This is a genomic window from Synechococcus sp. LTW-G (genome assembly GCF_054459035.1).
In genome coordinates, this window is sequence record NZ_JBTKYW010000009.1 from 40,660 (window position 1) to 52,293 (window position 11,634).

Genomic DNA, 11,634 nt, shown 5'->3' on the forward strand with positions numbered 1-11,634 from the left:
GATCGGGCCGTGCTCGATAGGATCATGCCGCCCCGGCCGCCTTTTGATGCCCCTGGCCTTCAGTGCCAGCCAAGCGTTGCAGTTGCCGGTGCAGCAGAACGCCGAGCGTCTGGGTGCCTACCTGGACGATGAAGAGCAGGTGATTGAAGCCCTGCTCGAGGCCCAACAACTCAGCAAGATCGCTCCTGGGCGCTACCGCTACACGGTGACCAAGCTGCAGGTCTTCCAACTGCAGATTCAACCGGTGGTGGACCTGGTGGCGCGGCGGAGCCCCAACCGGATCGAACTGGAAGCCATCGACTGCCAGCTCGAAGGCCTCGGGGTCGTCGATGATTTCCAACTCAGCCTGGGCTCCTGGCTGGAGGCCCGCGGCGGTGAGTTGGTCGGGGAGGCCAGCCTGGCCGTCAGTGTCAGCCAACCGAGCCTGTTGAAGCTGATCCCCACCAAAGTCCTGGAGGCCACGGGACGCTCACTGCTCGCAGGAATCCTGCTGGGGATCAAAACCCGGGTGGGACAGCAATTGATCAACGACTTTCAGCGCTGGTGCAAGCAGCACGCCAGCGTCGAGGCCTAGGCCGCCAAGACCTTGCGCAAGAAACTGCGGCGATGCAGCTGCGTCGGCCCAAGGGAGAGGAGGGCGGCGCGGTGTTGGGCGGTTCCATAGCCAGCGTGGCGCTCGAAGCCATAGCCGGGATAGCGCTGACCGAGCCGCACCAGTAGGGCATCCCGCGCCTGCTTGGCCAGGACGCTGGCCGCCGCAATTTCCAGGTGTGCGCTGTCCCCGCGCACGACGGTCTCCTGGGAGCCGGACCAGAGGCGCAGGGGCAGGTTGCCATCCACCAGGACGTGATCTGGAGCCGGGGAGCCCAGGCGCTGCAGGGCCCGCAGCATGGCCCGTTCAGTGGCGCTGCGAATCCCGAAGCCATCGACTTCCTGCGCCGAGGCCTGGCCCAGGGCCCAGGACTCGGCCTGCTCCAGGATCAAAGGGACCAGCTGCGAGCGACGCTTCGCGGAAAGGGCCTTGCTGTCGGTCAGTCCAGCCGCCGAGAGGGTCTCCCGGGCTGCATCGCTCAACACGACGGCACCGGCGAAGACGGGGCCAAACCAACAGCCCCGTCCCACTTCATCGACCCCAGCGATCCGCATCGCCCGCTTGGGCCTCAGTCGCTCGCCGAGGAACGGCGGCGGCGGCGGCGGGGCTCACCGTTGTCGTCGACCTCCTCCGCAACAGGAACAGCAACGACCGAGGCTGCAGCAACAGGGGCTTCTTCCGTGACCGCAACCGCACTGCTGCGGGTGCGCGTCCGAGTGCGGCCTGCGCGGGCCGGAGCCTCGTCTGCGGGAGCGGGTGAAGCCGCTGAATCAACGATCGCCACCGCCGGCAGCGGGGCCTCAGTGATGGCCACTTCTGTAATCGAGACCGTCGGCAGGGGTGTGATCGCCACACCCGTGGGTTCGGCCTGGGCGACAGCCACCGGAGCGGGTGTCGCGCCATGGCCGTTGCTGTTGGCCGTGTTTCCGCCGCGACCACGGCGGCGGCGGCGGGGACCGGCAGCCGCCAACTGCTGACGGGCCTCCTCGAGGACCGCCTCGGCGTCTTGACCTGGACGCACCACCCGCACCAACAGGTTGTCGGGATTGGGGGCGGGATCCAGGAGCAGCGCTGGGTTCAGACCCAACCAGCCGTAGACCAACTCCTGCTCAGGCTCCATCGGCACAGCGACCAATTCAGGTTCAGGGCGGCGGTTATGGCCTTCCGAGCTGGCGGCAGCAGGACTCTCAGCCTGGCCGGTGACCAGCGAGGCGCTGTCCTCGTAGGCCGCCACCACCTCGCCCTCGGAGCCGCGGCCACCGCGACCACGTCCGCGGCGGCGGCCACCACTACCGCTCTCCAGTGCCGCGGGGGTTGAGGCTTCAGCACGGGCCGAGGCGGCCGAGCGAACCAAGCCGGAGACGCTGGCCAAGGGCTGGAGGGTGTCCTGTCCAGGCAGCACCACCACATGTCCCAGCCCGCCGCAACTGGGGCAGGCCCGGCCAAACAGCTCATAGATGTTCTGCCCCTGGCGCTTGCGGGTGAGTTCCACCAGGCCCAGTTCGCTGATCTGGGCGATCTGGGGACGGGCCGAATCGGAGCGCACCTCAGAAGTGAAGTGCTCCAGCAGCTGGAGCTGATCGCGCCTGGACTCCATATCGATGAAGTCGATGATCACGACACCACCGATGTTTCGCAGCTTCAGTTGACGCGCAATTTCTGTCGCCGCCTCATAGTTGGTCCAGAGCACCGTCTCGCGGGCATTGGCCGAGCGGGTGAAGGAACCCGAGTTGACGTCAATGACGGTCAAGGCCTCGGTCGGCTCGATGATCACGTACCCGCCCGAGGGCAGATCCACCCGGGGCTTCAGGGCATCGCGAATCGCCGCATTGACCTTGTAGTGCTCAAGGATCTCGGTGGGCTCGCTGTGATGCTCCACCAGCACCTGCTGATGATCACTACCCAAGAAGGTGTTGACCCGGGCGACGGCGTCGGGCGCGTCCACCACGATCCGTGCCAGCTCAGGGGTGTAGTGATCGCGCAGGATGCGATGGATGAAGTCGTCATCCCGGTTGAGCAGCACCGGGGGCGTCGCTGCCTCAGCGGCCGTCTGAATGGCCTCCCACTGGCGCAGCAGCGCCTCGAGATCGTCAATGAGCTGCTCTTCGCTGATGCCCTCCGCTTCGGTACGGATCAGCAGGCCAGCCCCAGGGGGCTTGATCAGGACGCCAAGGGCACGGAGGCGATTGCGCTCACTCTCAGCTGTGATCCGGCGCGAAATATTGACCCCTTGGCCGTGGGGCTGCAGCACCAAGAAACGACCCGGCAGGGTGAGATTTCCGGTCAGACGGGGCCCTTTGGTGCCCGTGGGCTCCTTCATCACCTGAACCAGCACCTTCTGGCGGGGCTCGAGCAATTCAGTGATGCCGACGGTGCCTTTCTTCAGGCGAAGGGGACCGAGGTCGGTGACATGAATAAAGCCGTTCTTCTCGCCCTCTCCGATGTTGACGAAGGCCGCGTCAATGCCGGGCAGGACGTTCTCGATCGTCCCGAGATACACGTCGCCGATTTGGTAGCGACCCTGTGCGACGACAAGCTCGTCAACACGCTCATCGGTGAGAACAGCGGCAATCCGCAGTTGCTCGGCGATGACGATCTGCTGGGGCATGGAAGGTCAGGAGATGACCTGCGCAGGGCAGGAGGGGATAAGAAATGACGAACCCAACGCAGCGCGTTGGCCTGAGACAGAGATCTGATCGCGGCATCGCCGATGCCGGGTGACTCCTGCCCGTGGGATGTGAAAAAAGCTCAGAGCGTGACGCCGAGGCTGAAGCTGCGGCGAAAGGTGGGGGCGTTCAACCATCGAGGCTGAACACGAAAGAGTTGCGGGTGCCAATTGGTGCCCGTCTGAACAGCGCCGCCTGGAGCGACTTTCAGGAAGGGAAACTCGTGAAAGCTGCTGAGGAAGTTCCGATCGCTCTTAGCCAACATCGGCTGGCCGGGCGAGGGAGAGATCAATCAACCGACTTCGGTCAATCATCTGCCGTCCTGAAAGCAAGCTAGCACGGTTGATTTCAAGAGCCAGAAGGGCTTTGCAGCAGTAACGAACGCCGCCGCAAACCGACCATGGCCAGCGGCAAACCCAAGCCGGTTGAGAACCACTGCTGCAGCTGTTCCGGCTTCAAACTGCGGCCTGCAGGATCGACAACCGCGCTGTACTGGAGCTCCTGAAGATCCGGGTCCTCGGCCGAGCGGGGACGCCGTTCAACCTGCTGGAGATAGGGCCGCAAATCCCGCTGCCTCGCTCGACCTTTCTTGTCGGTGTCCTCCCAAATCCAGGACTCCTGAGCCAGCAGTTGGGAGACCGCCTCGTCCCAAACCTCGGGAGCAGCCATGGCCTGGCCCTGCTCGACGCGCCACTGCACAGCCCAGGTCGCACCCGAGAGCTCCTGGGACAAGCTTGAGCCGAAGACCTCCACGGGGTAGACCTCCAGCAGCGCAAACCCAGGGGGAAGTTGGCGTTGCAACTGCTGGCGGGCTTGCTCAGGATCGAGCGTGGCCGTGAACTCGATATCCATCCATTCCCCATCGGCCTCGGCGCCCAGGGGGAGAGCCAAGGCAAATTGCACCCGAGGCAGGGGGTGGAAGCCCCCGGTGAAGCTCGCCGGCAAACGCGAACGGCGCAGGGCCCGCTCCATCAGGCGCACCAAATCCAGGTGACTCAGCAGGGCCAAGGACCCTGTTTTGGCAAAGCGGAAGCGCAGGCGCTGCACACGCTCACTGGCGGGAGGCCGCTGGGGGCTCGGCTCAGGAATCTGCGGAGGGGCCACCACCACGTTGTGCCCCAACTCGGGGCCACAGACACCGCAGCTGCTGCAGCCCTCAAAGGAACAGTCCGGCACCACCGCAGCAGCCAGGGCATTGCGCAGGTCCTCGGCGAGCCAGGTTTTCTCGACCCCTGAATCGATGTGGTCCCAGGGCAGGGGCTGAGCGCAGAAGGCCGCCAGATCACTGGGGTCCATGCCCTCGGCGGAGCTCCACTCCCCCATCTCAAGCTCGCGGTAGCGCCCGCCCAGATCGGCCGCCTCAATCGCATCGGTCCAGGCCTGATAGGTGCGATCCGCCGCTTCAAACCAGGCATCCAACCCGGCCCCGGCGCGCCAGGCCGCCTCAATCACGGGCGCGAGGCGCCGGTCGCCCCGCCCGACAAAGTCCTCCATCGCCGAGAGGCGCACATCGGTGAAATTCGTCTTCAGCCCGCGCAGTTGGCGCAGGGCCTCCCGCAGGAGCTGCTGCCGGCGAACAAATTCAGCCGTGCTGACGCTGTGCCACTGGAAGGGGGTGTGGGGCTTAGGGGTGAAATTGCTGATGGTGAGGTTGAGCTCCAACCGCCCCAGATCACGGCACTGCTGTTGCAAGGAGCGGCAGGTCTCAGCAATGCCCAGGACGTCGGAATCGGTCTCCCCCGGCAGGCCGATCATGAAATAGAGCTTGACCTTGCGATAGCCGCTCTCCATGGCGGTACGGATCCCCCGCAGCAGCTCGGCGTCAGTCAGGCCCTTGTTGACGATGTCCCGCAGGCGCTGGGTGCCGGCCTCGGGCGCAAAGGTCAAGCCCGCCTTGCGGGTCCCGCCCAGGATGTGGGCGATGTTCTCGTCGAAGCGGTCGACCCGCTGACTGGGCAGGGTCAAGGTGACGTTCTTATCGGCAAGGCGGTTGCGCAGCTCCACCCCCACCGCCGGCAGGGCCAGGTAGTCCGAACAGCTCAGGGACAGCAAGGAGAAATCGGAATAGCCCGTGCGCTCCATACCTGTTTCGATGGCCTCCACCACGGCCTGTGGTTCCACGTCCCGGGCAGGACGGGTGAGCATCCCTGGCTGGCAGAAGCGGCAGCCCCGCGTACAGCCGCGGCGAATCTCCACGGTGAGGCGGTCGTGAACCGTCTCGATATGGGGCACCAAACCCATGGCGTAGTGGGGCATGGGCGTCGCGGTGCGGCGCATCACCCGCTTGGGGACCCCGGGATGCAGCGGCTGCTGGCTCACCCCGTCGGGGCCAGGCCCATAGAGGGAGGGGACATAGACCCCTGGCACCTGGGCCAGATCCAACAGCAGCGCCCGGCGACTGAGGCCCGCAGCCTTGGCCTCCGCGACCACTAAGCCGAGCTCGGGGAGGACCTCCTCGCCGTCCCCCAGGACGATGAAATCGAAAAAGGCGGCGAAGGGCTCGGGGTTACTGGTGGCGGTGGGGCCGCCGGCAAAAATCAGCGGCGGGGCCTCTGGATCGCCCAGGGGGAGATCACCGCGATCGGCCGCCCGCACAGGGACCTGGGCCAACTCCAACATCGCCAGGATGTTGGTGGCGCCGAGTTCGTAACTCAGCGAGAAGCCGAGAATGTCGAAGGCGGGCAGCGGCCGGCGGCTTTCCACCGCGAAGAGGGGCTGCCCCCGCTCACGCAAACGCTCGGCGAGATCCGGGCCCGGCAGGTAACTGCGGTCACACAGCTGACCCGGAACGCTGTTGAGGATCGAATAGAGAATGATGTGGCCGGTGTTGCTCGAGCCGACCTCGTAGATCTCGGGGTAGGTCAGGGCCCAGCGCACGGCGGCGGCCGGCCAGACCTGATCCCAGTCCCGCTCCTGCACCCCCAATTCGTTGCCGAGATACCGGCCTGGCTTGGCGATGCTGCGATCCACCAGGGCGTCGAAATCCACCGGTGCATCGAAAACGGCGGTCACAACAGCAGGCCCTGCACTGACTCGATCGTATGCAGAGGCACCCCAGGGGAGCCCCCTCCGCATAGGACAATCCGGCCAGTACAACCGGGTCCGCGCGACCCTTCGCTGAGATGGCCCAGGTCAACGGCAACTACCTCAAGCTCAAAGCGGGCTACCTCTTCCCTGAAATCGCACGTCGCGTCAAGGCTTTCAGCGAAGCAAACCCCAACGCTCCGATCATTCGCCTAGGCATTGGCGATGTCACCGAGCCCCTGCCCCAGGCCTGCCGTGGTGCCATGAAGGCGGCCATCGACGAGATGGGAACCCGGGAGGGCTTCCATGGCTACGGCCCCGAGCAGGGCTACGCCTGGCTGCGCGAGAAGATCGCTACCCATGATTTCCAGGCCCGCGGCTGCGAGATCAGCGCCGAGGAGATCTTTGTCTCCGACGGCTCGAAGTGCGATAGCTCGAACATCCTCGACATCCTGGGCACCGGCAACCGCATTGCCGTCACCGATCCCGTCTACCCGGTGTACGTCGACAGCAACGTCATGGCGGGCCGCACGGGCGATGCCGATGACGCGGGCCAGTACGGCGGCCTGACCTACCTGCCCATCAGCGCCGACAACGGCTTCAGCGCCCAGATCCCCAGCGAGAAGGTGGATCTGATCTACCTCTGCTTCCCCAATAACCCCACGGGGGCGGTGGCAACGAAGGAGCAGCTCAAGGCCTGGGTGGACTACGCCCGCGCCAACGATGCCCTGATCCTGTTTGACGCGGCCTATGAGGCCTTCATCCAGGACCCCTCGCTGCCTCACTCCATCTACGAGATCGAGGGGGCCCGGGACTGCGCCATCGAGTTCCGCTCCTTCTCCAAGAACGCCGGTTTCACCGGCACCCGCTGCGCCCTGACCGTGGTGCCCCGTGGCCTGATGGGCACGGCCGACAATGGCGAGAAGGTGGAACTCTGGGGCCTCTGGAACCGCCGCCAGTGCACCAAGTTCAACGGTGTCAGCTACATCGTTCAACGCGGCGCCGAAGCGGTCTATTCCGCGGACGGCCAAGCCCAGGTCAAAGGGCTGATCAGCTTCTACATGGAGAACGCCGCGATCATTCGCCGCGAACTCAGCGATGCAGGCCTGACGGTCTACGGCGGCGAGCAGGCTCCCTATGTCTGGATCAAGACCCCGGCCGGCGTGGACTCCTGGGGCTTCTTCGATCTGCTCTTGAGCCAAGCCAACGTGGTCGGCACCCCCGGCAGTGGTTTTGGTGCCGCGGGCGAAGGCTATTTCCGTCTTTCGGCCTTCAACAGCCGCGAGAACGTCAACGAAGCCATGCGCCGGATCAAGGCCGCCCTCGCCCCTGCTGCCGCTGCGGCCTAAAGCGCTGACTAAAGTCCCTACCTCGTCATACCGGAGCTGATCAGGATGATCCGATCAACTCAGGCGCCTGGCCGCGAGAGCGGCGGCGCCGCTGTGATGGAAAAAGCGCCGGAACGGGTGCGCAAACCCTCGCCCCGCTACAAGGTGCTGCTCCACAACGACCCGGTGAACACCATGGAATACGTGGTGAGCACCCTGCGGCAGGTTGTGCCCTCCCTGAGTGAGCAGGACGCCATCGCCGTGATGATGGAGGCCCACAACACCGGCGTGGGCCTGGTGATCGTCTGCGATATCGAGCCGGCGGAGTTCTACAGCGAAACCCTGAAGGCCAAGGGTCTCTCCAGCACGATCGAGCCCGAAGACTGATGCAGTCCCCCACCAGATCGACGTTGCACTGGTGGGGGACGCTGCTCTATGTCCCCGTCCTCTACGGATTGGGGTGGCTGAGCTCGCGGCCGCTGGCGCTGGTCTTCCCCCAATGGCGCCCTGACCAGGTGGACCTGGCTGGGGTGGTGGTTTCGCTGCTGCTACTGCTGCTGACCCTGCCTTGGCGCTTGCGCCGCAGCTGGGGTGTCGACCATCCCTGGCAACAGCTCGGGGTTGTCGTGCGTCCCACCGCGGGCCTGCGCGCCTTCATTCGCGGTCTGCTCAAGGCCGCTGGGCTGCTGTGCGGTGTGGTGGTGGTCCTGCTGCTCAGCGGCCAGAGCCAATGGCAGGGACAACTCACGGCCGGCCAACTGCTCAACGCCATCGCCCTGCTGCTCGGGGTGGGGTTCGCCGAGGAGTTGCTCTTTCGTGGTTGGCTCTGGGGCGAATTGGAGCTGCTGGGCGGGCGGCAACGGGCCATCGGGCTCCAGGCCGCGTTCTTTGCCCTGGTGCATCCCTGGTACCAGCTGCCCCCCATCGAAGCCATCGCCCTGTTGGTGGGACTGGTGCTACTGGGCCTCGCCTTAGCGCTGCAAAGGCGCGCCGATCAAGGGGCGCTCTGGGGATCCATTGGCCTACACGGCGGCTTAGTCGGGGGCTGGTTTGCCCTTCAGGCCGGATTGGTCAGCCTGCCGGCAGCCGCACCCGTTTGGCTACTGGGTCCAGGTGGCGCCAATCCCAACCCGATCGGAGGTCTGCTGGGTTGGGCCGGACTGGCGGGGTTGATCGTGGCGCGCCGCCGCTGGTGGCGCTGATCTAACGGGTCGCCGTTGCCAAGGCCTTGCGGCCCTCGACCGGAGCGCGCAACGCCTCCTCCAGTGGAGCCGTGCCGTAGTCACGCTCCAAGAGATCCATCACCGTGCGACCAAAGTCGGCGGGATTGCGCTCAAACGCCTCCAGGCAAATGCGCCCAAAGGTGCTGCCCATGGGTTCGGGGTTCCAGAGGAGTTGCCGAGCCGTCCAGGGGAGCATGCTCATCGGGTTGTAGCCAGGCTTGATCAGGCCCTGATCAAAGCCGTACTGCTCCAGGTGCGTGTGGGGTTGCAAGCCGATGAAAAAGATCGCGGGCTCAACCTTGTCGGCACCAAAAATGCGCTCCAGCTCGCGGTGGTAGGCAACGGTCTGACGAATCGTCTCTGGACGCTCGTCGATGACATTGAAGGAGTAGTTCACCGAGACGTGCTCCCTGAAGCCAGCCTCGGCCAAGAGGCGACAGTTCTCAAGAACGGTGCGGAGGTTGTAGCCCATCCGCATCTTGCGCACGAGCTCCTGGGAACCGGAGGTGATGCCGATCTCGAAGTAGTCCATGCCGGTGTCGACCATCAGCTGGGCCAACTCGGCGTCGAGGTTGTCGGCTCGGATGTAGGCCGCCCAGCGGATGTCCGTCCAGCCCTGGGCCTTCACCGCACGCAGGAGCTCCTTGGCATCGTCGATGTAGCGGCGTGCCGGGATGAATTGCGCATCGGTGAACCAGAAGCCGCGCACCCCACGCCGATAGAGCTGATGCATCTCGGCGATGACCTCCTCAACAGGATTGACCCTGACGGCCTTGCCCTCCACCACCGTGTAGACGCAGTAGCAGCAGTTGTGGGGGCAGCCCCGCTTGGTCTGAACGCCGACGTAGAAGTCGCCACCATCGAGATACCAATCCAGCTGGGGCCAGATCGAAGCGATGTAGTCGTAGTCGCAGGCCGTCTTCTCCATGCCGGAGGGCTGCTCATGAATCAGCCCTGGCCGAGGCGCTTCACCCGCAAGGAAACAGCGTTCGCCCTCGAGGGACTCCCCACGCAGGAGCTTCTCGAGCAAGGGCTCTCCTTCGCCAACGGAGACCACGGTGCCCCGGGGTAGCCGTTTGCCGAGCTGTTCGTAGAAGACGCTGACCGCGCCTCCGCCCAAGACCGCCTGGGCCTCTGGGTGATGACGGCGCGCGCGCTTCAGGCCACGGCGGACCAAGCGCAAATTGCGCCAGAGCTCCCCGTAAAAGGAGGCCATCAAACGCAACCCGCCAAAGGCACCGCGCAGACGGCGAACGGGATTCAGGGCGTAGAAGACCTCAAAGGAGTTCTGCAGGGGGTTGCCCCCGCGACCATCCACCGGGGCATAGATCTGAATGTCCCGCCAGGAAAAGACCAAAACGGTGGGCCGGAAGCTCTCGATCCGCTCCAGCAGCACCGCCTCGACATCCAGCAGAGGGACAGCAGCCAGATCAAGGATCTGCTGGGCCAGTCCGGGGAATTGTTTGTGCAGATGATCGGCCAGATACACCGGGCCAATCGGAAAAATCGGATTGCAGGGGAGCCGCACGAGCAACACCCGCTGATCAGCTGGCGGTAGTGGTCTCAAGCTGCGACGCCCATGGCGAAGTTGGACGCTAACAAGCAGCTGTTGTCCAACGTTGTTGGAGGGTTTCGTCGATCCGCTCGACCCTCTCCCGCAGGGCAGGCGGCAATCGACGCCACCAGTGCTGATGCGTGCAGGTGCGTGGTTTGAGTTGCCAGCCAGAGGCCTCAAGCACCGCGCGCAGCTGGCTGATCGCCGGTTGGGGATAGGCGGGATTAATCACGTCCTCCAGATCGATCCCGCCGAGGTCATCGATGCCAGCAGCCAAGGCAGAGGGCAGGGACGCCAAAGGCCAGAGATTGGGGGGCGTCTGCAGGTGCACCTCCTGCGGCAAGAGGGACCTGGCATCGGCGATCAACTCCAGGAGATCCCCTTGCTCGGATTCGCTCAGAACAACCGCTGAATCACCATCGGGTCGCCAGGGCTGAAGGATCACTTCCTGCAGGTGCCCCCAGCGCAACTGGAGATCCCGCAGCAGCTCCAAGGCCCTGATGCGCTCGGCGCGGCTTTCACCCACGCCCAACAGCAGCCCGGTGGTGAAAGGGATACCCAAGCGTCCTGCCTGCTCGAGTTGAGCCAGGCGAACCTCCAGACGCTTGCTGGGGGCGCGGGCATGCAGGGGCTCATAGACAGGACCGAGCCCCTCCAACATCAAGCCCATCGAGGGATTGCTCCGGCCAAGGCGCGCCATTTCCTGGCAGCTCAGGGGACCCGCATTCGTGTGGGGAAGCCGGCCCTGATCCAGGGCGAGCTGGCTGAGCTGCAGCAGACGGCTGAACCAGGCAGCGCGCCCCGCTGATCCAGGCGCCTCTTCACCGCTCAACAGCAACACCTCAGCAGCGGCGGGACGCTCACGCAGCTGCCGGAGGGCCTCCTCAGCCGTAAGTGGTACAGCCAGTGCTGGGGAGACGCGAAAACTGCAGTAGCCGCAGCGGTTGAAGCAGCCGCGGGTCGGAACCAACGTGACGCTGGGACTCCAGGTGACGACGGCCTCAGCAGGCACGGAACGCGCAGCGACAAGCGGGACTGATGCCACCGATTAGCAGGACTTGGGGGCCGGAAAGCCTGAGAAGGCGTTAACGCGTCGCAATGTCGCGCAAACATCCGTTACATTGGCCATGGCAGGGCGGGTTACCGACCTGTCCTTCCCTAACCGCCAAGCGTTCGCGCACGGCACTTCTTTCCCGTACTCATGACGACCACCCTCCAGCAGCGCCAAGGCGCTTCTGCGTGGAAC

9 protein-coding genes are annotated in these 11,634 nt (G+C 65.0%); 4 read left to right on the forward strand and 5 right to left on the reverse strand.

Going from position 1 to position 11,634, the window contains the following annotated elements:
* Positions 1 to 46 precede the first annotated feature (46 nt).
* Positions 47 to 574, forward strand: coding sequence for a DUF1997 domain-containing protein (locus ACXIQ9_RS11715; protein WP_010314612.1), 528 nt, complete (start codon positions 47 to 49; stop codon positions 572 to 574).
* On the opposite strand, the gene ACXIQ9_RS11720 is transcribed toward ACXIQ9_RS11715, so the two are convergent.
* From ACXIQ9_RS11720 to ACXIQ9_RS11730, 3 genes are all read right to left on the reverse strand, one after another.
* Positions 571 to 1,146: a ribonuclease HII gene (locus tag ACXIQ9_RS11720; protein WP_459016744.1), complete on the reverse strand. Its 576-nt coding sequence runs from the start codon at positions 1,144 to 1,146 to the stop codon at positions 571 to 573. The two genes, ACXIQ9_RS11715 and ACXIQ9_RS11720, sit on opposite strands and share 4 nt — an antisense overlap.
* Positions 1,147 to 1,160: 14 nt before the next feature.
* Complete coding sequence (locus ACXIQ9_RS11725) at positions 1,161 to 3,200, reverse strand: Rne/Rng family ribonuclease (RefSeq protein ID WP_459016745.1); 2,040 nt, start codon at positions 3,198 to 3,200, stop codon at positions 1,161 to 1,163.
* A gap of 406 nt (positions 3,201 to 3,606) precedes the next feature.
* Positions 3,607 to 6,270 carry a TIGR03960 family B12-binding radical SAM protein gene (locus ACXIQ9_RS11730; protein ID WP_459016746.1) on the reverse strand — a complete coding sequence of 888 codons (2,664 nt, stop codon included), beginning with the start codon at positions 6,268 to 6,270 and terminating at the stop codon, positions 3,607 to 3,609.
* A 110-nt stretch (positions 6,271 to 6,380) separates the two neighbouring features.
* On the opposite strand from ACXIQ9_RS11730, the gene ACXIQ9_RS11735 reads away from it, so the two are divergent.
* Genes ACXIQ9_RS11735 through ACXIQ9_RS11745 form a run of 3 tightly spaced genes read left to right on the forward strand, consistent with a single transcriptional unit; the run spans position 6,381 to position 8,812 of the window.
* Positions 6,381 to 7,631, forward strand: a complete 1,251-nt coding sequence (locus ACXIQ9_RS11735) for an LL-diaminopimelate aminotransferase (protein ID WP_459016747.1) — start codon at positions 6,381 to 6,383, stop codon at positions 7,629 to 7,631.
* A 45-nt stretch (positions 7,632 to 7,676) separates the two neighbouring features.
* Complete coding sequence (gene clpS, locus ACXIQ9_RS11740) at positions 7,677 to 7,997, forward strand: ATP-dependent Clp protease adapter ClpS (RefSeq protein WP_010314591.1); 321 nt, start codon at positions 7,677 to 7,679, stop codon at positions 7,995 to 7,997.
* The gene (locus ACXIQ9_RS11745) at positions 7,997 to 8,812 is read left to right on the forward strand and encodes a CPBP family intramembrane glutamic endopeptidase (RefSeq protein WP_459016748.1); all 816 of its coding nucleotides are present in this window, start codon (positions 7,997 to 7,999) and stop codon (positions 8,810 to 8,812) included. Before clpS ends, ACXIQ9_RS11745 begins: the two co-directional genes overlap by 1 nt.
* Before the next feature lies 1 nt (position 8,813).
* Here the strand turns inward: ACXIQ9_RS11745 and ACXIQ9_RS11750 are convergent, their stop codons facing one another.
* Both ACXIQ9_RS11750 and cofG read right to left on the reverse strand, forming a co-directional pair.
* Entirely contained in the window at positions 8,814 to 10,370 is a 1,557-nt protein-coding gene (locus tag ACXIQ9_RS11750) for a photosystem II high light acclimation radical SAM protein (RefSeq protein WP_010314588.1), read from the reverse strand.
* Positions 10,371 to 10,428: 58 nt separating this feature from the next.
* Positions 10,429 to 11,400, reverse strand: coding sequence for a 7,8-didemethyl-8-hydroxy-5-deazariboflavin synthase subunit CofG (cofG, locus tag ACXIQ9_RS11755; protein ID WP_459016749.1), 972 nt, complete (start codon positions 11,398 to 11,400; stop codon positions 10,429 to 10,431).
* Between the last annotated feature and the right edge of the window lie 234 nt (positions 11,401 to 11,634).